This window comes from Corynebacterium sp. KPL2680 (genome assembly GCF_040225675.1).
GTDB classification, from domain to species: Bacteria; Actinomycetota; Actinomycetes; order Mycobacteriales; family Mycobacteriaceae; genus Corynebacterium; species Corynebacterium rhinophilum.
The window spans coordinates 1-22,822 of sequence record NZ_JBEHFM010000026.1; the positions used below are offsets into that span (position 1 = coordinate 1).

The window sequence follows — 22,822 nt, forward strand, 5'->3', positions numbered from 1 at the left end:
CGTCTCGCCATAGTAGTCATTCTGGTTCATCTCCTTATGCGGGTTGGGTTCCCACACACAAACCATCAGACACTCTCGGCCCCTGTTTGGTGGACACCTGATATCCAGTCCAGTCGGGTTGGCAAGATTGGTAATCTGCCACTATGTCCAGGACTGAGAACAGTTCAAACGCGATGCTGTGGCCCTCTATGAGAACAATGAGGACCTCTCGCTGAACTCAGTATCAGCAGAGCTCGGTATCAACCGTGCCTCGCTGCATTCATGGGTCAAGAAGTACGGCACCGGCAAACGTGCCCGCATAAAAGCATTGCAGGATAAAGCTCAAGTAGCGAATGAGTCGTGAGACGGATCCGCCAGTTAGAAAAAGAAAACGCGAAGCTGCGCGAAGAACGTGACATCCTGCGCAAGGCCGCCAAAAATTTTGCTTAAAGCAACTCACGGGCGTTCTGCTTCTCAGTGTGTCTATGACCACCGAACCGAGTACTCGGTCAAGCGGATGTGCCATGTGTTAAAGCTGAATCGTTCCTCGTTCTATAAGTGGCTCCAAACCCGTAAAAATCCCAGGTTAAGGATGTATTCTGATGCTGTTATTGGTGCAAAAATCAAGGCCACTTTTGATGATGAGCATGGTCTTTATGGTACTAAACGCATCGCCGCAAGCCTGAACGAGGACACGGCGTATACCCCGATCAATCACAAGAAAGTCGCACGCATCATGAAAACCATGGGACTTAAAGGCTTTACCAAGCGTCGCCGATGCATCACCACCAGGCGCAAGCCTGGCCACCGTGTCATGCCAGATTTAGTAGGCCGTACATTCACCGCTGACGAGCCGAACCGTGTGTATGTTGGCGACATTACCTACCTGCCCTGTAAGGGTGGCAAGAACATGTATTTGGCTACAGTCATTGACACGTATTCACGGAAACTTGCAGGTTATGCACTCGCAGACCACATGCGTGTCTTATTGGTCGTCGATGCTCTAGCCCACGCGCACGGTGTGCGTGGCAGTCTTGACGGGGCTATATTCCATTGACGATCACGGCAGTGTGTACACCTCACAAGCCTTTAGGAGCTATTGCTCGTCGTTGGGTGTGCGCCAGTCTATGGGAGCGGTAGGAACGAGTGCGGATAGAAGCCCTGGCAGAATCGTTTAACGCCACGCTCAAGCGGGAAGTCTTGCGTGATAGGAAAGTCTTTGACAATCCCATTATCTGCCGTCAGGAAGTCTTTAGGTGGTGCATGCGCTACAACACGCGCCGGCGGCACTCCTGGTGCAACCTTCTAGCTCCCGATGACTTCGAAGCACTCACATCAGCTACACTGACCAAAGCAGCATAGCTAACCCCCGACGTGTCCACTTTCCGGGGGTCAGGCCCATAATAGAAATCAAGGCACATGCCTAGGAACAAAACACGGGGCACTTCATCTTCCCAACTCGACTGGGTTGAATATCAGGTGGCCACCAAATGGAGGTCAGTTCCTTCCAGATTTTCCCCTCTATTCAAACGGAACAAAACCTGGGACACTTCAGGCTTAAAGCAATTTGTGCATGACCAATGGAAGTCCTGAGATGAAATGGCGCGGCTTTCCGCTGAGTGGATCCGCGAATTCTAAGTCCGTCGCTGTTAAGTGCATGGGTACGGACATGTCTTCAGCTTCCTCAGGGAAAATCGTGGGGTAGACAGGATCGCCGAGGATCGGTATGCCCGCCTGCCACATGTGCAGCCGCAATTGATGGGTCTTCCCAGTCTGTGGTTTTAGGGTGTAGATGCCGAGGTCAGCTAGTGAACCGTGAATTTTTTCATAAGGGCCCTTATTAATGGGTTCTACCGATTCTAGAGTGGTGAAAGCATTTGATTCACCATCTGCTATTCGTCCCTGGATTTCACCGGGCGTTTTAGTTAGGTGGGAGGACCATTGGAGGGGCGTCGGCAAGCGGCGGAATTCCGCGACCGCCTGATAGGTCTTGTGGACTTTCTTTTCTGCGAAGAGGGACTGGTAGGCGCCGCGGACGTCCTTGTGCTTGGTAAATAGAAGAAGGCCCGAGGTGAGGCGGTCGAGGCGGTGTGCCGGCACTAATTCGTTATTTCCGGTGGAACGGCGAAGGCGTACAGTGGCGGTTTCGACGATGTGCCGGGCGCGCGGCATGGTGGCCATGAATGGGGGCTTATCGGCTACCAGGATGTTGTCATCTTCATAGATGATGGGGATGTCATAGGGTACGGGTGTTTCTGGTGCGGGGATGCGGTAGAAGAAGACATCGACATCTTTGCCGAGCACGGTACCTGGCTTTAGGGGAGTTTGATCGCGCAGGACTACCTCGCCCGCGGTGAATCGGTCACGCAGTGCCTGTGCATCATCATTGGGGTGGCGGTGGCGCTGCGAGGAGATGACTTCGCTGAGAAAATCCCAGGTGCTGAGACCTTCCTCCGGCGTACGTACGCGCGTGGGGTTCAGCCCATTTTTAATGGGCAAAGGGCTGAATCCTTTTTTGTGGTGTATTAGTGTGTTTGACATGGATATTAATTCTCTCGCGGACCAGGTGCTGGCTTTTTTCAATGACGGAATTGGCGCGGTGATATGGGACGTATTCCGAACGCTCCTCGAAATTTTCTCTCCGTCCAATTCTGATCCTGCAACTGTCAACCATTAAGCCTAATCCGTACTATAATTAAGTTATAACCACTGAAAGGAAAGATCATGGCTAAGGAAGACATTGTAGTCGTCGCCGTCGACGGCTCTGACGCCTCAAAGAACGCCGTCCGTTGGGCGGCAAATACGGCGATGAAGAGGGAAATCCCGCTGCGCATCGCATCGAGCTACACCATACCGCAATTCCTGTATGCAGAAGGTATGGTTCCGCCGAAGGATCTCTACGATGACTTGCAGGACGACACCCTGGAAAAGATTGAGGAAGCTCGTGCAATCGCTCACGAGGTAGCCCCAGAGCTCAAGATTGGGCACACCATCGCAGAGGGCTCCCCCATCGATATGCTCTTGGAAATGTCTCAAGACGTCACCATGGTCGTGATGGGTTCGCGCGGCATGGGCGGCCTGTCCGGCATGGTCATGGGGTCTGTCTCCGCAGCAGTTGTTTCCCACGCCGCTTGCCCGGTAGTTGTGGTTCGTGAAGATAATAACGTCACCGACTCCACCAAATACGGCCCAGTTGTCGTTGGCGTGGACGGTTCCGAGGTTTCTCAGAAGGCAACCTCCTATGCTTTCCGCGAAGCCCAGGCTCGCGGCGCGGCCCTCGTTGCCGTGCACACCTGGATGGATATGCAAATCCAGGCATCCCTCGCCGGCCTCTCTGCAGCTCAGTCTGAGTGGTCAGAGATTGAAAAGGAACAAGCTGAGGTGCTGGAAGAAAACCTGAAGGAACCGCGCGAAGAGTTCCCAGATGTTGAGGTGAAGAAGCAGATCACCCGTGACCGGCCCGTCCGTGCGTTGACGGAGGCCGCCGAAGGCGCGCAGCTTCTCGTCGTTGGTTCCCACGGCCGTGGTGGATTCAAGGGCATGGTCCTTGGCTCTACCTCCCGCGCATTGCTGCAGTCTGCACCGTGCCCGATGATGGTGGTACGCCCAGACGACGAAGGCTAAATCATTCACTAGCCTGACTTCCCAGCGCTCTTCTCCCGGCTTTTAGAGCTAGGAGTGGAGCGCTTCTGGTGTTTTAAAGCCACTTTGCTATACAAATGTGTCGCATTTGTTATCGCCACTTGAGTCACAGGGGTTTAAACTGGGCAGTATTCGACACGTTTATATTAGGAGGAAATCATGGGACTAGGTTTGGGTCTATTTACTTCAATCATTGTTGGTATCATTGCCGGTTGGCTGGCAGAGAAGATTATGAAGCGTGACCACGGGTTGTTTACCAACTTGGTGGTGGGTGTTATCGGCGGCCTCATCGGTGGCATCATTATCCAGCTACTGAATATTGAGGCTAGCGGTGGTTGGATCTTCTCCATCGTCGCTGCCACCGCTGGTGCTTGCATCTTGCTGTGGATTGTGGACAAGGTGAAACAATAGTCCGCATATAACTAGCGTACATACCGGTTTGTCTATAAAGTATAGATGAACCGGTTTTGTCGTTGTAGAGAGGAATCCATGGCAGAGAAGAAGTCGCGCCGCAATCGCCCCAGCCCGCGGAGCCGATTGCTGGAATCTGCAACAAAGCTCTTTAAAACTGAGGGCATTCGCGTCATCGGTATTGACCGCATCTTGCGCGAAGCGGATGTGGCCAAGGCATCCCTATATTCCTTGTTTGGTTCCAAGGATGCCTTGGTTATTGCCTACGTAGAGTCCTTGGATGAACAATTCCGCCAGGACTGGGAGCAGCGGACGGCTGCCATGCAGGATCCGGACCAAAAGATCTTGGCCTTTTTTGACAAGGTCATTGAGGAAGAGCCGGAGGAAGGATTCCGCGGTTCGCACTTCTTGAATGCAGCGGGCGAGTACCCGCGGCCTGAAACGGATTCGGAGCGCGGCATCGTCGCGGCCTGCATGCAGCATCGCAATTGGGTGCACTCTACCTTGACGGCTCTGTTGACGGAGCGCAACGGTTATCCCTCGGCCTCCCAAGCAAGCCAGCTCTTGATTTTCCTCGATGGCGGTCTCGCCGGATCCCGCCTGACCAAAGAAGCAGGGCCACTCTATACCGCCCGCGAGCTAGCTACTCAGATGCTTTCGGCTCCTCCTGCTGATTATTCGATTTAAGGTGCTTGCGCGCCTCAATGCGCAGCCGGTTGACCCGCTTTTTCTCCTCCTTGGAAAGAGCGGGTTGTTTTTCTTTATTCCGCCAATTTTGAAGGCTCTCACGACGCATCGCATTTACTTCATCTGTAAGCGGGTAGAACTCGCGCAGCATGATTTCGAAGATGATGGTCTGAATGAGGGTAATCCAATATGCACAGGCCCAATAAATAATGATGGCGACGGGAATGGGGCCATTATGAGCTAGGTGCCAGAGGAAGAAGGGCACGATGATGAGCAAAATGCCCATGAAAATGAATATGCGGCGGTTCAGTTTTAGATCGAATTGCGTGGTGAGGAAGCTGCGGATTAGGGCGATGATGGAATTCGCCATGGTAAAGACGATGGCAGCAATGAGGACGGGATTAAGAAGATCGCCGTGATCGCGGGCGAAGTCAGTGATTGGGGCACCGTAGAATGTGGTTTCACGAAAGGCGGCGACGTCGTCAGCATTGAGCATGCCGACGGTCTTTGAGTCCTGATCGATTTTCGACATCCGAAGGATTACTTGGTACAAACCAATGAAAACCGGAATCATGATGAGCGGTGGGATGCAGCCAGCAGCAGGTTTGTAGTTATAGCTCTTCATGAGATCCTGCTGATTCTTGATGAGCGCAGCCATTTCCTCTTTGGTGCTGGCCTGGTTCATTTCCTTAGAGATATCGTTATTCTCCGGACGCATGAGGACACCGATGCGTGCGGAGCGCAGCGACATCCAGTTGAGGGGGATAACGATGCCTCTCACGGTGAGTACCAAAAGGAAAATGGAGACAAGCCATGCAGCGGATTCATCAACGAAGCCGCTGATCAGCCAATGCCAGAATTTCATGATTCCGGAAACCGGGTACATGAAGAACTCGAACATGGTTTTCCTTTCGGAGAGGAAGTATGGTTTAGGACATGACAAAAGTTCTGGGCGAACTCATGCTAACCATTGGTTTGGTTTTAGTTCTATTTGCATTCTATGAAGCCTATTGGACGAATGTGGAATCAGGGCGCTTACAAGATGAAGCTAATGCAAAATTAGAAGAGCAGTGGCGCAACCCCCGGGAGAAAGTGGACCCAGATTTGGGAGAGGCTTTCGCACAGATGTACATCCCAGCCTTTGGCTCGGATTATCATTTTGCCATCATTCAAGGCACGGATGATGATGATCTTCTACGCGGACCTGGTCACTATGAGGACACACAAATGCCAGGTGAGACGGGGAATTTTGCGGTGGCTGGGCACCGCGTAGGCAAGGGTGCCCCATTTAATGATTTGGGTTCTTTGCACACCTGCGATGACGTTATCATCGAAACCCAAACGGAAAAGATTACTTACAAGGTGCTGCCTATCGATGGCGAGCATGCGGATTGCTTCGATGAAGTACCAGAAGAATATAGCCATGTTGCAGGCAGGCACATCACCACGCCTGGCGATGTCTCAGTGATCGACCCCGTCCCAGGAACTGAAGCGGACCCCACGCGGGGAATGCTGACTCTGACTACCTGTCACCCGCAATTTTCCAACGCCGAGCGCATGATCGTGCACGCGATGGAAGTTGGAAAGGAAGCTAAGTAATGTATCGCGCTTTGTGGAATCTATTGCCAGGACCGAAGCCAGTGAAGGCGCTGCTCGCCATCGCCATTGCGGTGGGAATCTTCTTCCTCCTCATGGAGGTTGTCTTCCCCTGGGTTTCGCCGATGATGCCCTATAACGACGTCGCGGTTTAAAGCCCTAAATTGGCAATGGCTTCCTGAGCAATCTGCTCGGACTTGAAGGTCTGTTGCTGATTGCTCCACACCAGCACCGCGTGGGTATCCTTTTGCACGGCATAGACGGCCTGCTCATTGACGATGCCCCGTCCGCCTTCCCAGCCTGCAAAGGAGGCGGGCTCGGTGGCATCGATTGGCGCGGCCCAATCCACCGCGGCGCGGGCGTCTTCTACAGTGGGCATCTCGCGCACGATGACGGTAGCTTGCGGGTGGTCTTGATAAGACCAGAAGACGCACGCGGGGGTGGGAAAGCGCGTGTCGATGCCCTGCTTGGTAAGACGCTCGCCATTGGTATTTTCCAACCAGCCGGGATCGATATAGGGGCAATCGCTCCACTCGTTGACCTCTGCGGTCTGTGCGACGTTGATGGCGGCGCTTTCCGGTGTCACCTCGTGTTCCGGTTCGGTCTGGTCTGCTTGTTCGGTCTGGCATCCCGCGATCCCTATTCCGGTCAGGGCGAGAAGGACAAGTAGGCTTTTGCGCATGAGCTCCACATTAGATCGGGATTCTGATGCACTGCGTACCGGCATTCATTTCTTGACTGCGGTCCTGTTAGTGGTGGGTATTTTTACTTCGGTGAAAATGCCGCTATCGCAGTCCCTTATTAACCTATTGCTATTGGTGGGGTTCGCGGCCGTCTACTTTGCGGGATCGATCTATGCGGAGCAGTGGCCGCGGCCCATGCGCTACTTGTGGATAAGCATCCTGACGGTGTTATGGGGTGCGGATCTTTTCGTGGCTCCCGCCGCCATTTATCTGGTATTCGTCATGTACTTTTTGTACCTGACGGTGCTGGATGTGACCGCAGGTATCCTGTGTGTCATCGGTGCGACCGTGCTCACTGTCGTGGTGCAGATACCGGGAGGTCTGACCTTTGGTGGAGTGATGGGACCGGCGGTCTCGGCACTAGTAACCGTGGCGATTACCTATGCGTTTCGCACCTTATCGCGCATGAACCGGGAGCTAGTAGAAACCCGTACGCAATTGGCGGCCACGGAACGAGACGCCGGCATGGTGGCCGAACGCCAGCGCATCGCCCATGAGATTCATGACACCTTGGCCCAGGGGTTGTCATCAATTCAGATGCTCCTGCACTCCGCCGACCGGGATCTGGATAAACACGACATTGCCGCCGCCCGGCGGCGCATTGAGCTCGCCCGGCGGGCCGCGGCGGATAACCTGCATGAGGCGCGGGCCATGATTGCGGCGCTGCAGCCTCCCACACTGACGGAGACATCCCTTGAGGCGGCGCTGACGCGCATGGCGGAAAACTTCGCCGCTACGGCGGGGTTCCAGGTGGAGGTCGAAAGCGAGGGCGCGGAGCAACAGCTGCCGATGAAAATAGAGGCGGCGCTATTGCGGATTGCACAGGGGGCGGTGGGGAACATCGTCAAGCATGCCCACGCCAGCCGCGCCCGGATCACCGTCACCTATGAAACCGACGAGGTGCGCGTGGATGTGGTGGATAATGGGCAGGGTTTTGATCCCGCGATGGTGGAAAGCGCGCCGGCGGGTCTGGGGCATATTGGCCTTTCTGCCATGCAGCGCCGTGCGCAGGAGCTGGGCGGCGAGGTGATCATAGAATCCGCGCCGGGGGAGGGAACGGCTGTGTCAGTTAGTGTGCCCTTTGATAAGGCGGTAGATTAAACTTTTGGTTGAGAAAAACATCGATAGGAGGGATGTCGTGATTCGGGTCCTTTTGGCAGATGACCACGAGATTGTGCGGCTGGGGCTGCGTTCGGTGCTTGAAGGTGCCGAAGATATCGACGTCGTGGGCGAGGTAGCGACGGCGGAGGCCGCTGTGTCTGCGGCACAAGCAGGCGGTATCGATGTCATCCTCATGGACCTGCGCTTCGGGGCGGGCCTGGAGGGAACGCGCGTTATGGGTGGCGTCGAAGCCACCGCGCAGATTCGTTCCTCCATGAGCACGCCGCCCAAGGTGTTGGTCATCACCAATTACGACACCGATGCGGATATCCTCGGCGCTATCGAAGCAGGCGCGGTGGGCTACCTCCTAAAAGACGCTCCACCGCAGGAGCTTTTGGATGCCGTCCATTCGACGGCGGAGGGGGACTCGGCGCTCTCGCCCATCGTGGCCGATCGCCTCATGACCCGAGTCCGCACGCCCCGCACCTCGCTGACCCCGCGCGAGCTAGAGGTTTTGCAACTGGTGGCGGCGGGGGCCTCGAACCGGCAAATTGGCCACGACCTCATGCTTTCTGAGGCCACGGTGAAGTCCCACCTGGTGCACATTTATGACAAATTGGGTGTGCGCTCCCGCACGTCCGCGGTGGCGGCCGCTAGGGAACAGGGCGTGCTTTGAACGTCTAGTGGGCGGCGTTGTAGGCGTCGATAATGTCTTGGGGGATTTTGCCGCGGCGCGCTACGTCATGGCCCTGCTTTTTTGCCCATTCGCGGACCTTGCGGGGATCGACCTGTGGGGACTCGGCATCGGGGGCGGCATGTGCGGCCTCGACAAAGGGAGCGATTGCCTCGTGGAAGCGGCGAGCATTGTCGCGAGATAGATCCATGAGGTAGCTACGTCCGTTGACGCTGAAGCGAACTACTTCTAATTCATCCTCACCAATGAGTTTATTATCTAGGTCATCATAAAATTGCGTGATTTCGCGGCGTGCCATAGTACCTCCATGGTTTCATGGTTTATTGCGTCGATATGTTTGCCTAATACCGGCATTTGGAATCTGAATTAACTTTAATTCAATTCTACCAGTGTGGAAATTAATAGACAATAAAAATTTACTTATTGGCGCTCGCGTAAAAAATATCGCCGCCACCTTAAAGAAAGGTGAACGGCGATTGGTAGAAAGAAAAAGAGAAATTAAGCGCCCAGGCGCTGTTGAATCTCCGCAGTAACGGAATCGATCTCTCCGCTAATGGTCTTATGTGCACGGCGGCGCTGCTGCTCCGTCATGAATTCGGCGTTATCGATCGCGGAATCAACCTCCTCGAGGCGCTCGCGCACGTCGCGCTTGAAGCCGGCGGGCAGATCTACATCCTTGAGGGAATTACGGATGCCGGCGGTGCGGGCCTTGAGCGGGGCGCCATAGCCAGAAAAAGAGGCCATTTCCGCGGAACTCACGCCTGCCTTGTGAGCCTTGCGCTTTTCTTTTTCGGACTTAAGGCCCACAAATGCGCGATAAACGAGGGGAAGCAACAGCGGGGCGGCGGTGCGCAATGCGCCTGCATAGCGCTTGACCTTGCCAGAATTAAAGTGGCCCTCGCGCAACTTTTCCAGTTCTTTTTCCGCCATTTTTTGTTCGTGCTTCCGGCGCTTTTTGAGGCCCTTTTCTTCGGCCTTAACAAGGTGCTTTTCTTGCTTGGCAAGGAGCTTTTGTTGGCGGCGACGATCCTTCGACTGGGCCTTTACCTCAGCCTTGGCGCGCGCCTTTGCCGCCTTGGCCTGCGCACGCGCTTCTTGGCGAGCCTTTTTCAATTTCTTGAGGATACTCATTATTTTCCCTTACGTTTGATCGAGTCTGGATTCAACATTACCTTGCTGTTCTATTAAGCTCACCCGGTGTGGAGGATGTCGTTGTAGCTTCGGATCTCGTTGGGTGCCGCTATCGCTTGGTGCAGCGGCGCGCCCACCCGGAGATTCCGCGCACCCGATCCTCGATCGCTAGGGCCGAACGCCACAGCGCCGCCGTAGACGCGGTCATGGAATTATTCCCGCGCAAAGCCCCTGGCCGTTTCCGGCGCATCGATCTAGAAGGCGATGATTGGGAACGCGCCATGGCCACGCTGGAGGCCATTGCCTCCGGCTATACCCACATCACCAATGCGGTCTTTGCCACCGAAAAGTGGAAAGTACACGTGGAATTGCTACTCCGAGAGGGCAGCTCCTATACCCCCATTATTGTGAGCAACCACCGCGTCGCGCGCAAGAACCCAAAGAAAACCACGCTTGCCGTGCCCACCCATCGCCTTGGGCTGAGCGAGCCTATGGAGGTTCCGTATAAGTCCCGCCACCATGCCGTCGATGGGTATCGTTTGGCGCTCGCCGCCCAGGCCTTGGAAGACATGGGCCTGAACTCTGGGCGCGGCGGTGCCATCGGGCAGGACCGCCAGCAGGCCTTTTTCACGGAGACGGCGAAGTTTGACGTGCAGCGCGCTTGGGATAAGCCGCTTCCCACCGCGCCGGTGCGGGTCAAGGAATGCGCGAGTTGTAGGTTCTGGCCCCTGTGCGAGCAAGAGCTGGTGGCGGCGGACGATATTTCCCTTTTCTTACCGGGCGATCTCGCCCGCCCCTTTCGCGAGCGCGGCATTACCACGGTGCAGGCGCTTATCGATGCCAATGCGGGCGAGCCCTCCCGCCTCGCGGCCGCGTGGCGCTCCGGTCAGACGCTGTTGCGCCGCGGGGATACAGCGGTGCCGCGCGCGGATGTCGAGGTGGATGTGGACATGGAAGCCTACATGGACCAGGGCGCTTACCTGTGGGGCGCGTGGTTCGAGGGCGAGTACCACCCCTTCGTGACCTGGGAGCCGCTAGGCGGGCGCGCTGAGGCGGAGATCTTCGCCGAATTTTGGCGGTGGTTGATGCGGTTGCGCGATACAGCGCATGCGGAGGGCAAGACCTTTGCCGCTTATTGCTATTCCGCCCACGGCGAGAACCACTGGATGCGCCGTTCCGCGCAGCGCTTCCGGGAGGTAGATGAACGGGACGTAGAAGACTTTATCTCTTCCCCGGAGTGGGTGGATATGTTTGCCTACGTGAAGAGATCCTTCGCGGGGCCCTTTGGGCTGGGGCTCAAAGTGGTGGCCCCAGTGGCGGGATTCCGGTGGCCGGACGAGGACTTTGATGGCGAGGAATCCGTGAACGCGCGCCGGGAGGCCCTGGCCGGCGACATGAGCGTCCGGCAGCGCCTCTTGGACTATAACGCCGGCGATGTGCACGCCACCCGGATAGTGCGTGAGTGGATGAGCGACGGCGCGCCGGGAATCCCGGAGCTCTAGAGCGCGGCAATAAAGACATATATGAACAGCAGGATGCCAATGCCGATATAGATTTGGTTCCAGTCCGCGGTGGTTTTTGGCTCGGGACCTTCCGCCTTTTTCATCAACACCTGCTTTTGGGCCTTGACCGCGCGGGCGATGAATATGGGGTAGACCGCCAAAGAGCCGATGCATAACAGCGAGGCCACTACCTTGAGCACGGAGATATCCGTGGCGATCCAGATAAGCAGGCCGCCATTGACGAATGTGGCGCGCAATAGGCCCCACCGATCCAGCTCTTGCAGTCCTGCGCGGACCGCGCCGGGGCCGCCGCCCATGGTGGTGGGAAGAAGATAACTCATGACTCCGATGAGCAGCTGCGCCGCAAAGCCCACCACGAGGCCGAGCGTGGGAAGCCCTGGTTCTGCCACGAGGAAGTGCTGCGTGGTGTAGTACGTCAGGGAAAGCACCAGCCAGAGCGCGGCCATCAGCACCGAGACGGAGGCAAAGTTAACGCGGTCGCGCGGTGCGCGGGCGACGTCGATGACATTGCCGAGCCACTGCTGCAGGCTCAAGATCCAGCCGATGCAATAGATAATCAGCCCGAGCTGCGGGAAGTTCAGGAACGCGCCGATCGTCGTTGCCACCACGCCCAGGGTAAGTAGCAGGAACGAGGAGGACATGCGCTCATTGGTGCCCTGCGTGCGCCAGATGGTGGGAAAGAGAATGGTCAACGAACCTGCCGCGGCAAGGCCGATGAAACCGCCGATATTGGCGGCGATATGGGCCAAGAGCAACTGCGGATCGCCCGGGTGAATGGCCAGGATTGCGCCGAAGACTGCACCTACCGGCAGGCACAGCGCGGATAGTACATAGGCGCCGACAACTGGGCGGAAGCGCTTATCCTTAGCGGAGCGCCACTGGGTAAACAAGGCCACCGCGTGCCATAAAACGGTAAGCGCGATAAGCGTGGCACCGATCTGGGTCAGTATCCAGTGGTGAGCCCAGAATTGCACGAGGATTTGGCCCGCGACGGCGATGATGATGCCGATATTGAGGATATAGATGCGCGCGAGCTGTTTGGGGCGGGCGGAATCCGGCAGTTTTTGTTGCACGAATTTTTCCGTGAGGTGCTGCGACCACACCAGGATGCTGTTGGTGACTAGGCCCAACGTGAAGAGGTGGATTAGTACCCAGCGATAATTGGGCACGAAAATGTGTGCTGCGCCCACCACGATGAAGACCATCATCCAGATGGACACGGGGCGTGAGGCTTTGCGGTGCCAGGTGCGGCTCGACCACTTATCTTGAGGCATAAAACCGAGTTTAGTCGGATTTAACCTTGGTCCAAGTCAACCCCGTGAGAGCGAGTGCGAAGGCGGCGAAGCAGGCGATGAATTGGTGCCAGGTGAGGGCATCGAAAAGCACGCCTGCCAAGGCGCCCACGATGGATGAGCCCAGGTAATAGCAGAAAACGTACATTGAGGACGCCTCGGCGCGGTCGTGGGTGGCCAGTTGCCCCACCCAGCCAGATGCGGTGGAGTGCACCGCGAAGAAACCGATGGTCAGGCACACCATGCCAATAAGCGTCATTGCCAGGTTGCCGGCGCAGAGGATAATGCCCACGGTAAAGAGCGCGGCGGAACCGACCATCGTTTTTCCGTGCCCAATGCGCGCGACCAGCGTGCCCGCCCGAGCCGAGGACCACGTGCCAGAGAGATAAAACAGGAAGGTAAAACCAGCCAGCGCCGGCGACAGGCCAAAATCCCCAGTCAGGCGGAAGGTGAGGAAGTTATACATGGACACGAACGTGCCCATGGATAAAAAGGCAACGATAAATAGTGTGGCAAGATCCTTATTTGCCCAGTGCCCAAAGACCGCGCTCAGCTCGGAGCGGAAATGAATTGGCTTGGGGTGAAAATTCCGCTGGGCGGGCAGGAGGAGCCAGCAGGTGATGGCAAAGGCCAGGGAGACCACGGCGGAACCGAGCATCGCCCAGCGCCATGAGGAAAACTCCACCAAGCCAGCGGGAATAATGCGGCCGGTGAGCCCGCCCACGGAATTACCGGCAATATAAAGGCCCATCGCCTTAGGCAAAGCATGATCCTCGAGCTCTTCTGATAGCCAGGCCATGGCCGTCGCCGGAGCACCAGATAACATCGCGCCCTGCAGCCCGCGCAGGGCAATGAGCTGCCAGCCTTCTTGGGCTAGGGGCACCACGAGGCCCAGGATGGTGGCGGCGATGGCGGAAATGAGGAGGATGCGCCCGCGCCCATAGCGCTCAGAAAGGATGGACGCCGGAACCACGCAGATGGCTAACGCGCCGGTGGCGGCCGACACGGTCATGGCCGCCTCAGTGTGTGAGATGCCCATATCCGTTACCAACGTGGGCAAAATTGCTTGGGTGGTATAGAGGCTAGAAAACACCGCCAAGCCCAAAAGGAGCATGGCGATGGTGGCGCGCCGGTTTCTGGTCATGCATACCAGCATTCTCCTCACAGGCGGCGGTGTAAATTGCGCCACACCCTTGATGGGGTTAGCGCAAACATAAAAATGCCGCCCTTCCAGTAAGGAAAGGCGGCAGAAAGTAACTAAGTTAAAAGTTACTTCTTAGCTGCAGCGAAACGCTCTGCAACGTCGTCCCAGTTGAAGACGTTCCATGCGGCCTTGACGTAGTCAGCCTTCACGTTCTTGTACTGCAGGTAGTAAGCGTGCTCCCACATATCGAGCATGAGCAGCGGGGTGAAGTCAACGGAAACGTTGCCCTGCTGGTCGGTGAGCTGCTCGATGATCAGGCGGTCAGCGATGTGGTCGTAACCCAACACTGCCCAGCCGGAACCCTGCAGGGAGGTAGCGGCACCAGCGAAGTGTGCCTGGAACTTCTCGAAGGAACCGAAGTCGCGGTCGATAGCCTCTGCCAGCTCGCCGGTGGGCTGGCCGCCACCGTTCGGGGACAGGTTCTTCCAGAAGATGGAGTGGTTGGTGTGGCCACCCAGGTTGAATGCCAAGTTCTTGGACAGGGCGCGGATACGGTCTGGGTTAGCCTCGCCGTTGCGCTCCTCTTCCAGTGCCTCGAGGGCAGCGTTAGCACCCTTCACGTAGGTTGCGTGGTGCTTGTCGTGGTGGAGCTCCATAATCTCTGCGGAGATGTGTGGCTCCAGTGCATCGTATGCGTATGGGAGGTCAGGAAGTTCGTAAACAGCCATTTGTGTAATCCTTTCTTCGGGTACGTGTCCCGATGATAGGCACGATCGAAAGATTTCGCCATGATTAATTTGAAATCTGCAATTACAGCGAATATTTAGTGGCCCGGGAATCTATTTGCCCAGTACAACGTTATTAGGGAAATGGAGAAAGGAGCTTTAACTGATGTGGATGTTTAAACCAGAACCGAAGATAGTGGCTGCGGAAGATGCATTGCCGGGCCGCAGCGAGCCGGTCTTGGACCCCGCCCCGCACGCGGTGCTGAATACCCCAATTACCGGCCCGTGGAAGGACGGCCAGAAATCGATTTTGATTGCCCTGGGCTGTTTCTGGGGTGCGGAAAAGATGTTTTGGGAGACCGATGGCGTCGAGTCCACATCTGTGGGCTACGCCGGCGGCACCACCCCGAACCCCACGTATTATGAGGTCTGCCGCGGGCAAACAAACCATGCAGAAACCGTGGAAGTTATCTACGACCCAGAGAAGATCTCCTTGCGCGAGCTCGTGGTGAAGGCCCTGGAAGCCCACGATCCGACGCAGGGCTTCCGCCAGGGAAATGACGTGGGCACGCAGTACCGTTCCGCGTTTTATCCCCGTACTGAAGAAGAGCGGGAAGAGATCCAAAAAATCGTGGATAGCTACGCGGATAAGCTCAAAGAATTTGGTTTTGGGGAAACCACGACCGAAGTAAAACGCTTAGCTGATACGGACTCTGGCGAGTACTACCTGGCCGAAGACGAGCACCAGCAGTACCTGCACAAGGTGCCGAACGGGTACTGCCCGCACCACAGCACTGGTGTGAAGTGCGATTAGGCGTCGAGGCGGATAAATCCGGCGATTTTTCCGGCTAATTTTGGAGTGAGGTTCAGGCGCGATTGGGAGCCTAGGACCTCGTTCCAGTACCAGAGCATCTCCTGAAAATAGTTATGCCCGTGGCCACCAGGGACGTTTAGGGAGTTGATCTGGTCTAGGCCAATCTGCCACCAAGTAATAAACGGCGCCCAGCGCAGGTGGCGGAGCGTATCCGCCCGGAGTGTTTCCGGTTGGGGTTCATGCATCCAGGTGGGGCGGCGGAACATTAGGTTTAGGTCCCACCACACGATGGCATCGGAGGCATGCTGGGCAATGAGCACGCGGGGCCGGCGCCAGCTCGAGGAAAAATCGTTGCCAAAGGCATCGCGGCGCGAGTGCTCCGGGTGGGCAACAAAGCGGACGTGTTGTCCGCCATCGATGACGGGGAGCCGCTCGAGCGAGCCGATATCGCGGCGCAGGCGCTGGGTAAAGCGCGTCATCCGCGGCGGGCCAGAAAAGACCGCGCCGCTGCAGGCGGCGAGAAGTTCTTCCTTGTTCTGGAAGTTTTCCATAATGGCGTAGGCGCCCAGGGATTCTCCCGCAAGGTAGAGACGCGGGCGGTCTTCTTCTGGGAGCTTGTCAATTTCTTCTTGCACCACGGAAATGAGCTCGGCCGCGGCGCGCTTGGGCGCGTTTTTATCCACGAGGTAGGCAAAAACCGAGGGCAGGTAGGAATACTGCATGGTGACGGTGACGCAATCACCGGCGGTCAAAAACTCATAGGAGCTCGCGCCCCAGTTATTAATCCACCCGGATCCCGCGGGCATCTGAATGACGATGGTATCCCGGCGCAGCGCACCGGTGCGCTGCAATTCTGAGCGCACCTTCTTCGCCGCTTGGGCAAAGGAGCGCCCTGGGATATAGCCGGCATAAATGCGGATGGGTTCTTTGGCGGGAGCGCCGGTGACGGTGCGAATATCGCGGGCGCGCGGACCGTTAGAGACAAAACGCCGCCCTTGTTGCCCCAGCGCGGACCAAGGTTCAAGTGACCATGGGCTGCCGGAGCGCTCCGGCTCCCAGGGCATCGACGTACCGGGAAAGATTTGCTTGTTTAAGCGCTGTGCCTTGTGGGAGAGCGAACGGATCCAGCGACGGAATACCACGCGGTCCGATAGCCTCACCGCGGCCAAGGTTAGACCTGCGGTGACGACCGGCCAGGCCACGAGTGCTGGAACCCAGCGACCCAATTGACGCGATAACTTGGTCACGGTTAGTTGTGCGGCCTCGCCTACCAAGAGCAGGGCGCCGTATCCGGCGGTGCCGGCGGCTAGGCCGATGGCCGCGGTAGCCGGACCGCGAACCAATTGCTTATTGACCAGACCCGCCTGCTTTTCCTGGTTGCGCAGCGAGAGCGCCGCGTTGAAGGCGGTGCCGGCGCCAATAGCTAAGTGCAAGATTTGGCGGTGTTGCGGGCCCAAACGGTCTTGCGGGCGTTTGCCCAGCCGGTTGAGCACAAAGCTCGTCGAGGCCGCCCCGAGGTGCCCGATGGCCTGCCCGATAGATACATTTGCCGCCGTTACCCACCACGGGCGGGGCAGCAGGGACGGGGATACCGCGGCCCACGTGGCCAGCTCTGCGCCTAAAATCCCGGCCGACATATGAGGCGGCAACGTTTGTCGGCTGGTCATGCGGACGACGGGCGTGAGATCCGCGACTACGCCAAGAGAAATTAGTGCAGCGCGGCTGAAGGCGCGTTTCATGGTTGCCCATTATCCCAGAACATGTTCCGTTGCGCAGTGTGAAACAATCCGCATGCAAAACCCCGCTAAGCGTTGCACAATGGGGTTATGGCAAAGCATGTAGGAAATAAAGTCGTTCTCATTGGCGCGGGTGACGTGGGAGTCGCTTACGCCTACGCACTGGTCAACCAGAGCATCGTCGACCACCTGGCCATCATCGACATCGATGAGCGGAAGCTGGAAGGCAATGTCATGGACCTCAACCACGGCGTAGTCTGGTCGCCACAGCGCACCCGCGTCACCAAGGGCACCTACGCGGATTGCGCGGACGCTGACATGGTCGTCATCTGTGCCGGCGCTGCCCAAAAGCCCAGTGAAACCCGCCTTGACCTGGTGGATAAGAACGTCAAGATCATGAACAGCATCGTCGCGGATGTCATTGCTAATGACTTCGACGGCATCTTCCTAGTCGCCTCCAACCCGGTCGATATCCTGACCTACGCGGTATGGAAGGCCTCCGGCTTTGACCACAAGCGGGTCATCGGCTCCGGTACGATTCTGGACTCCGCGCGCTTCCGCTACATGCTGGGTGAATTGGAAGGCGTGGCACCGAAGTCCGTACACGCTTACATCATTGGTGAGCACGGCGATTCTGAGCTACCGGCCGTCTCCACCGCGAATGTTGCCGGTGTGCCGCTTTCGCAGAAGCTGGAAAAGGATCCGGAATACGCCGAGCGCATTGAAAAGATCTTTGAAGAAACCCGCGACGCCGCCTACTCCATTATCGATGCAAAGGGCTCGACCTCCTACGGCATCGGCATGGGGCTTGCACGCATTACCGCCGCGATCATCCAGAACCAGGACGTGGCGCTTCCCGTCTCTGCTTACCTGCAGGGCGAGTACGGCGTGGAGGACCTCTACATCGGCACCGCGGCCATCGTGAACCGCACCGGCATCGTGCGCCCAGTAGAACTGCAGCTCAACGAGCACGAAAAGGAGCGCTTCGACGCTTCTGCAAAGACGCTCAATGACATCAAAGAAAAGTTCTTTGGCTAGTGCACATCGTCGCGCATAGGGGATATTCCGGAAAATACCCGGAGCTATCCTCCTTAGCTTTTGAAAAGGCCATGGAGCTTCCTATCCATGGCGTGGAGTGCGATGTGCGGTTAAGCCGCGACGGCAAGGTGGTAGTCCAGCACGATCCCACCTTGGAGCGAACGACGGGGCGCGCCGGGCGAGTTTCGGCGATGGACTGGCGGGAGCTGAGCGAGGTCGACATCGGCAAGGGGCAGCGCATGATGCTTCTCGATGACCTCTTGGCCATGCTGGAGGACAAGCCTCACCACCTTTATATTGAAACCAAGCACCCCTCTGGGCAAGGTAGCGCCTTGGAAAAGCGGGTCATGGAACGACTGCGCGCCGCCGGGCTTGATGAGGATCCGCGCCTTCACGTTATTTCCTTTTCCCATAAGGCCATCCGGCGCATGAAAATTTTGGCACCGCATATTGACCGCATTTACCTGCGCCGAGATTGGGAACGCCATTTCAATCGCTCGGATTTCATGTGGTCGCGGCCGAGCGCCCTGGGGGTTTCCCTGCTGCGCGCCAAGATGCAGGCGGCCATTATCGGTGCGCAGGGTTTGCCCACGTATATGTGGACCGTTGATAAGCCGGAGGACATGAAGTGGGCCTGGTCCAATGGCGTGGACATGCTTGCCACCAATCAGCCGGAGGTGGCCCTGCGCGCTATTGAGCTGTAGAAAGCAGGTATCTTGGAGGCATGGCCAAGAAGAAAAAGAAACAAGAAGACCTGCCTGAGGGCATGTCCCGCCGTCAGGCGAAGCTTGCTGCCCGCGCCAAAGAGCGCGCCGCCCTAGAAAAGGACCCACGCCCCTATAGCGGCCTTGCGGCGGAGGCTTCCCTCGTTGCCATGCAAGAGTTCGTGCCCTCCGCTTTTGCGAAGCTCGACGTGAAGGGCTGCGATAGGAACGTCTACGTCTCTACCGTCCTCCCGGGCGCCACCGCGGCGCTGATCCGCGATGAGGAATTCGGCGGCGATGCTTTTGTGGCACTGCAGGTGCAGTCCCACACTCATAACCCCGGCCGGGATCTGGCCTTCGCCCTGAACTGGGTAAAGAACAACGAGCCAGGCTCTACCTTGGAATCGACCGCGGCCGATGGTTCGCAGCCAGAGCTTAGTGAGCTTATCGATGCCGCAACCACCCTCGACATCGAAGTTCACCAGGACTTCAGCTGGTGGATTCCGGAAGGCGCGCAGGTCACCCCTGAGGTATCGCAGTCCATGCGCGCCGCCAATGACTCGGTCATCGAATCCCACCAGGTGGGCAAGGACATTACCGGTACCGCCTTTTGGGCCAATGCCGGCGGCGGCAAAGCGCACGTGCGCTGGGTGCGCCCGAACGACGATGAGGCCGCATTCCTCAACGCCCTGGCGCGAGTCGCCGCGCGCGGCGAGCTGAACCTGGGCGAGGACACCAAGTTCGCCGGAGTCTTCCGCACCCACGGACTCATCGCTCCCGTCTTTGACGTGCAGCCCGAGGTTGATTACTCTTCTTATGAGGACAAGCTCGCGGGCGTAGATAAGGCCTTGGAAGAAGAAATCTCCAATGACGCGCAATTGAACGCAGAAGAGCGCAAGCAGCTAGAAAACATCAAGTCCCGCCAGGTGACGTTGCGCTAAACGCACCACACCAAAGCGGCCCTTTACCTCAAAAAGATAAGGAGGAAAGGGCCGCTTTTGTGCGTCTTGCCGCTGTGGCTACCTCGGATTTAGTAGTACAAGGGGAAGTGGGTTTTTGTGTGGGGCTGATGTTTTTCCGGCGGTAGTAACCACGATCGGCCTCTTGCAGGTGAGCAAATTCCATGAGCGCAACCGGTCAGGAGGGGGTATGCATCGATAAGTAAAGTGTCCCAGTTTTCCCAGCCACTCAAACGGAACAAAAGCTGGGACACTTCAGTCTCCCTGTTGCATTATCTGCTTCGAGCTGTATATTTATGCGCGTATCTGAAGTCAATTTTTTGGGAGTACGATGTCGCGTTTGAAAACTCGTGCGGCCGCGTTTTGTCTGGCGCTCTCTTTGCCTACAACTTTAATGACTGTTGCACAGGCAGCACCATTGTCGAAGAGTGCTTTTATGGAAAGTCAAACGGAATACACTACGACCGGTCCCGCTCCAACGCAAGAGCAGATCGAGGAGATTCATGACTACCTCGGCTCCGAAGCGATTAAAGAATTTAATAGGGCGCAGGTAGACGCAAATAATGGGGAACGCGCTCTTCCGGTGATCGCTGGCGTAGCCATTTCAGCGGTTGCCTGGTGTGCGTCTGGTGCTTTATCCAGTATTCCGACTTCTCTTTTGGTGGACCTTGTGAATCGTGGGGAAGGTGGCGGCGACTATGTCAAAAACGCTATCTTTAGCTGTGCAGGTGGCACGATCGGTAAAGGTGCTTGGAGCTTAGTCCCCACAAGTGTGAAGCAGAAAATTATGAACGCTACAGTTAAGTTCTACTTGGACCACGTTCGCAAGAAATAAAAAGGACTACCGTATATGCATAGCTGGCCAATTTTTGTGCTATTCGTGCTAGGTTTTTCAATCTGTGCGGGGTTAGCAGCTATTCGCACGCCTGAGGAACCGGGACGATCACGTATCGCTGCTACTGTGGCGGTATTTTGGGCCATTCCAGCTCTTATTATTCTGGCACTAATAGTCAAGGACGGTTCCCAAGCCTCTTCAATCGGTGAGCTCATTGCTGTCACGGTTTATGCTTTTGCTGTATCTGTAATGGGATCTTTACTCATCGAGAGACGGAAGAAGTGAAGTGCCCCGGTTGCGTCCATTAGTGTGGTGTATCTGGAACCTGGCCGTAGCCTTCCCCGACTGCTTCGACAAATACCTATAATCCAACCCCACACACACAAACAACTTGACACGCTCCTTCCTGACGGCAGGAGATCGGATTGTCAAAGACCTTCCGATCACGCAGCACTTCCCGCTTTCAAGTAGCGTTAAACGACTCTGCCAGGGCTTCTATCAGCACTAGTTCCTACCGCTGTCATGGACTGGCGCACACCCAACGACGAGCAATAGTTCCTAAAGGCCTGTGAGGTGTACACGCTGCCGTGATCGGAATGAAAAATGGCCTCATCAAGACTGCCACGCACACCGTGTGCGTGGGCTAGAGCATCGATGACCAATAAGACACGCATGTGGTCTGCGAGTGCATAACCTGCACGTTTGCGTGAATAGGTGTCAATGACTGTAGCCACATACATGTTCTTGCCTCCCCTGCACGGCAGGTAGGTAATATCGCGTACATACACACGGTTCGGCTCGTTGGCTGTGAATGTACGGCCTACTAAATCTGGCATGACACGGTGACCAGGTTTGCGCCTGGTGGTGATGCATCGACGCCGTTTTGTAAAGCCATTGAAGTCCCATGGCTTTTCATAACTCGTGCGACCTTCTTGTGGTTGACCGGGGCATACGCCGTGTCCTCGTTCAGGCTTGCGGCGATGCGTTTAACACCATAAAGCCCGTGCTCATCATCAAAAGTGGCCTTGATTTTTGCACCAATAAGGGCATCAGAATACATCTCTTATCCTGCGCTTTTTACGGGTTTGGACCCACTTATAAAACGAGGAACGATTCAGCTTTAACACATTACACATCCGCATAAGCCGAGTACTTGGTTCGGGGGTCATAGCCACACTGGAAGCAGAACTCCCGTGAGTTGCTTTAAGCAAAATACTTCGCGGCCTTGCGCAGGATGTCGCGTTCTTCGCGCAGTTTTGCGTTTTCTTTCTCTAGCTGGCGGATCCGTCTCACGAATCATTCGCCGCTTGGGCTTTATCATGCACGGCTTTAATGCGGGCACGTTTGCCGGTGCCGTACTTTTTGACCCAAGAATGCAGCGAAGCTCGGTTGATGCCGAGTTCGGCTAATGCTGAGTTCAGCGAGAGGCCCTCATTGTTCCTTATAGAGGGCCACGGCATCGCGTTTGAACTGTTCGGAATACCTGGACATGGTGGCAGATTACCAATCTTGCCAACCCGACTGGGCCGGATATCAGGTGTCCACCAAACAGGGGCCAGGTCCATAATATCTGACATCCACACCCGGTTGAGCTCACCGGTATCACACATGCGCTTGACCAGGTCATCAAAAGTAGATTTACGCTTGGCTTGGATCGTTGTCACGGGCACAAAAGCACGCGGTGACATCCCTTCAATGCCCCATCAGGCGCATCCGCTTGGCCACAGTCTTGCGATTCACACTGATCTGGTAGCGCTCGGCGAGTTCTGCGGTAATCCGCGGGGCACCATAGACCTCGTCGGAGTCTTTTTCAGATCTGGTGAATCTTGCTATCAACATCATCGTAAAAAGATGTCCGATCATCTTTACCGGATAAACGTTGCTGCTGCATATGGGCCCATGTGTAGTATCCAGACCGAGACACCTTCAAAAGGCGTGCCATGCGCTTGATACTGAAATTCGCCTCGCTCTGGCTGCATCAATTCGAACTTGGTTGCGTCCAGTAGCGTGGTGTATCTGTAACTGACGGTGGGCCCCTTATGAATGAGGCTGGCGACCACCGTAGTAC

The 22,822-nt window shown here is 56.4% G+C and carries 27 protein-coding genes and 1 pseudogene; 14 read left to right on the forward strand and 14 right to left on the reverse strand.

Annotated elements, in window-relative coordinates:
- Positions 1-178: 178 nt before the first annotated feature.
- Positions 179-1,341: pseudogene (locus ABRP66_RS10270) on the forward strand (IS3 family transposase).
- Positions 1,342-1,536: 195 nt separating this feature from the next.
- Here ABRP66_RS10270 and ABRP66_RS10275 read toward each other — a convergent pair.
- Entirely contained in the window at positions 1,537-2,583 is a 1,047-nt protein-coding gene (locus ABRP66_RS10275) for a pseudouridine synthase (RefSeq protein WP_502879915.1), read from the reverse strand.
- 120 nt (positions 2,584-2,703) lie between these two features.
- On the opposite strand from ABRP66_RS10275, the gene ABRP66_RS10280 reads away from it, so the two are divergent.
- The 3 genes from ABRP66_RS10280 (at position 2,704) to ABRP66_RS10290 (ending at position 4,719) form a co-directional block, all read left to right on the forward strand.
- Positions 2,704-3,603, forward strand: a complete 900-nt coding sequence (locus ABRP66_RS10280) for a universal stress protein (protein ID WP_284771248.1) — start codon at positions 2,704-2,706, stop codon at positions 3,601-3,603.
- A gap of 177 nt (positions 3,604-3,780) precedes the next feature.
- Positions 3,781-4,032, forward strand: a complete 252-nt coding sequence (locus tag ABRP66_RS10285) for a GlsB/YeaQ/YmgE family stress response membrane protein (protein WP_005279667.1) — start codon at positions 3,781-3,783, stop codon at positions 4,030-4,032.
- A 78-nt stretch (positions 4,033-4,110) separates the two neighbouring features.
- Positions 4,111-4,719, forward strand: coding sequence for a TetR/AcrR family transcriptional regulator (locus tag ABRP66_RS10290; RefSeq protein WP_284771247.1), 609 nt, complete (start codon positions 4,111-4,113; stop codon positions 4,717-4,719).
- Here the strand turns inward: ABRP66_RS10290 and yidC are convergent.
- Complete coding sequence (gene yidC / locus ABRP66_RS10295; protein WP_284771246.1) at positions 4,676-5,620, reverse strand: membrane protein insertase YidC; 945 nt, start codon at positions 5,618-5,620, stop codon at positions 4,676-4,678. The two genes, ABRP66_RS10290 and yidC, sit on opposite strands and share 44 nt — an antisense overlap.
- Before the next feature lie 35 nt (positions 5,621-5,655).
- On the opposite strand from yidC, the gene ABRP66_RS10300 reads away from it, so the two are divergent.
- Both ABRP66_RS10300 and ABRP66_RS10305 read left to right on the forward strand, forming a co-directional pair.
- Positions 5,656-6,318, forward strand: a complete 663-nt coding sequence (locus ABRP66_RS10300) for a class E sortase (protein WP_284771245.1) — start codon at positions 5,656-5,658, stop codon at positions 6,316-6,318.
- A complete protein-coding gene (locus tag ABRP66_RS10305) occupies positions 6,318-6,470 on the forward strand; it encodes a hypothetical protein (protein WP_284771244.1) in 153 nt (50 codons plus the stop codon). Before ABRP66_RS10300 ends, ABRP66_RS10305 begins: the two co-directional genes overlap by 1 nt.
- Here ABRP66_RS10305 and ABRP66_RS10310 read toward each other — a convergent pair.
- A complete protein-coding gene (locus ABRP66_RS10310) occupies positions 6,467-6,997 on the reverse strand; it encodes a DUF2020 domain-containing protein (protein WP_284771243.1) in 531 nt (176 codons plus the stop codon). The two genes, ABRP66_RS10305 and ABRP66_RS10310, sit on opposite strands and share 4 nt — an antisense overlap.
- On the opposite strand from ABRP66_RS10310, the gene ABRP66_RS10315 reads away from it, so the two are divergent.
- A complete protein-coding gene (locus tag ABRP66_RS10315; protein ID WP_284771242.1) occupies positions 6,996-8,159 on the forward strand; it encodes a sensor histidine kinase in 1,164 nt (387 codons plus the stop codon). The genes ABRP66_RS10310 and ABRP66_RS10315 overlap by 2 nt on opposite strands.
- Positions 8,160-8,196: 37 nt before the next feature.
- Positions 8,197-8,835 carry a response regulator gene (locus ABRP66_RS10320; protein WP_023018163.1) on the forward strand — a complete coding sequence of 213 codons (639 nt, stop codon included), beginning with the start codon at positions 8,197-8,199 and terminating at the stop codon, positions 8,833-8,835.
- 4 nt (positions 8,836-8,839) lie between these two features.
- On the opposite strand, the gene ABRP66_RS10325 is transcribed toward ABRP66_RS10320, so the two are convergent.
- Together ABRP66_RS10325 and ABRP66_RS10330 are read right to left on the reverse strand one after the other, a co-directional pair.
- Positions 8,840-9,151 carry a histone-like nucleoid-structuring protein Lsr2 gene (locus tag ABRP66_RS10325; RefSeq protein WP_284771241.1) on the reverse strand — a complete coding sequence of 104 codons (312 nt, stop codon included), beginning with the start codon at positions 9,149-9,151 and terminating at the stop codon, positions 8,840-8,842.
- 200 nt (positions 9,152-9,351) lie between these two features.
- Positions 9,352-9,984 (reverse strand): DUF6474 family protein, encoded by a 633-nt coding sequence (locus ABRP66_RS10330; RefSeq protein ID WP_284771240.1) that lies wholly within the window; start codon positions 9,982-9,984, stop codon positions 9,352-9,354.
- 68 nt (positions 9,985-10,052) lie between these two features.
- Between ABRP66_RS10330 and ABRP66_RS10335 the strand changes: the two genes are divergently transcribed.
- On the forward strand, positions 10,053-11,486 hold the full coding sequence (locus tag ABRP66_RS10335) for a TM0106 family RecB-like putative nuclease (protein ID WP_284783613.1): 1,434 nt from the start codon (positions 10,053-10,055) through the stop codon (positions 11,484-11,486).
- Here the strand turns inward: ABRP66_RS10335 and ABRP66_RS10340 are convergent.
- The 3 genes from ABRP66_RS10340 to ABRP66_RS10350 all read right to left on the reverse strand — a co-directional run bounded on the left by ABRP66_RS10340 (position 11,483) and on the right by ABRP66_RS10350 (position 14,671).
- Positions 11,483-12,781 carry a copper oxidase gene (locus tag ABRP66_RS10340; RefSeq protein WP_284771238.1) on the reverse strand — a complete coding sequence of 433 codons (1,299 nt, stop codon included), beginning with the start codon at positions 12,779-12,781 and terminating at the stop codon, positions 11,483-11,485. The two genes, ABRP66_RS10335 and ABRP66_RS10340, sit on opposite strands and share 4 nt — an antisense overlap.
- A 10-nt stretch (positions 12,782-12,791) precedes the next feature.
- On the reverse strand, positions 12,792-13,943 hold the full coding sequence (locus ABRP66_RS10345; protein WP_284771237.1) for an MFS transporter: 1,152 nt from the start codon (positions 13,941-13,943) through the stop codon (positions 12,792-12,794).
- A 125-nt stretch (positions 13,944-14,068) separates the two neighbouring features.
- Positions 14,069-14,671, reverse strand: a complete 603-nt coding sequence (locus ABRP66_RS10350; RefSeq protein ID WP_284771236.1) for a superoxide dismutase — start codon at positions 14,669-14,671, stop codon at positions 14,069-14,071.
- A gap of 163 nt (positions 14,672-14,834) precedes the next feature.
- On the opposite strand from ABRP66_RS10350, the gene msrA reads away from it, so the two are divergent.
- A complete protein-coding gene (gene msrA, locus ABRP66_RS10355) occupies positions 14,835-15,482 on the forward strand; it encodes a peptide-methionine (S)-S-oxide reductase MsrA (protein WP_284771235.1) in 648 nt (215 codons plus the stop codon).
- Here the strand turns inward: msrA and ABRP66_RS10360 are convergent.
- Complete coding sequence (locus tag ABRP66_RS10360; protein WP_284771234.1) at positions 15,479-17,221, reverse strand: alpha/beta-hydrolase family protein; 1,743 nt, start codon at positions 17,219-17,221, stop codon at positions 15,479-15,481. The genes msrA and ABRP66_RS10360 overlap by 4 nt on opposite strands.
- Before the next feature lie 87 nt (positions 17,222-17,308).
- On the opposite strand from ABRP66_RS10360, the gene ABRP66_RS10365 reads away from it, so the two are divergent.
- The 4 genes from ABRP66_RS10365 to ABRP66_RS10380 all read left to right on the forward strand — a co-directional run bounded on the left by ABRP66_RS10365 (position 17,309) and on the right by ABRP66_RS10380 (position 20,754).
- A complete protein-coding gene (locus tag ABRP66_RS10365) occupies positions 17,309-18,256 on the forward strand; it encodes an L-lactate dehydrogenase (RefSeq protein WP_284771233.1) in 948 nt (315 codons plus the stop codon).
- Positions 18,256-18,960: a glycerophosphodiester phosphodiesterase family protein gene (locus tag ABRP66_RS10370; protein WP_349838650.1), complete on the forward strand. Its 705-nt coding sequence runs from the start codon at positions 18,256-18,258 to the stop codon at positions 18,958-18,960. The genes ABRP66_RS10365 and ABRP66_RS10370 overlap by 1 nt, the downstream gene beginning before the upstream one ends.
- Before the next feature lie 20 nt (positions 18,961-18,980).
- Entirely contained in the window at positions 18,981-19,901 is a 921-nt protein-coding gene (locus tag ABRP66_RS10375; RefSeq protein ID WP_005279695.1) for a DUF5926 family protein, read from the forward strand.
- A gap of 349 nt (positions 19,902-20,250) precedes the next feature.
- Entirely contained in the window at positions 20,251-20,754 is a 504-nt protein-coding gene (locus ABRP66_RS10380) for a hypothetical protein (protein ID WP_284771231.1), read from the forward strand.
- Between the two features lie 473 nt (positions 20,755-21,227).
- On the opposite strand, the gene ABRP66_RS10385 is transcribed toward ABRP66_RS10380, so the two are convergent.
- The 5 genes from ABRP66_RS10385 to ABRP66_RS10405 form a co-directional block, all read right to left on the reverse strand.
- Positions 21,228-21,590: a DDE-type integrase/transposase/recombinase gene (locus ABRP66_RS10385; protein WP_349838651.1), complete on the reverse strand. Its 363-nt coding sequence runs from the start codon at positions 21,588-21,590 to the stop codon at positions 21,228-21,230.
- The gene (locus tag ABRP66_RS10390) at positions 21,578-21,814 is read right to left on the reverse strand and encodes a helix-turn-helix domain-containing protein (protein ID WP_284785694.1); all 237 of its coding nucleotides are present in this window, start codon (positions 21,812-21,814) and stop codon (positions 21,578-21,580) included. The genes ABRP66_RS10385 and ABRP66_RS10390 overlap by 13 nt, the downstream gene beginning before the upstream one ends.
- 229 nt (positions 21,815-22,043) lie before the next feature.
- Complete coding sequence (locus ABRP66_RS10395) at positions 22,044-22,418, reverse strand: hypothetical protein (protein WP_284771178.1); 375 nt, start codon at positions 22,416-22,418, stop codon at positions 22,044-22,046.
- A 28-nt stretch (positions 22,419-22,446) separates the two neighbouring features.
- Entirely contained in the window at positions 22,447-22,617 is a 171-nt protein-coding gene (locus tag ABRP66_RS10400; RefSeq protein WP_284783606.1) for a helix-turn-helix domain-containing protein, read from the reverse strand.
- 2 nt (positions 22,618-22,619) lie between these two features.
- The coding region (locus tag ABRP66_RS10405) for a hypothetical protein (RefSeq protein WP_349838652.1) at positions 22,620-22,822 on the reverse strand (203 nt) is incomplete at its 5' end.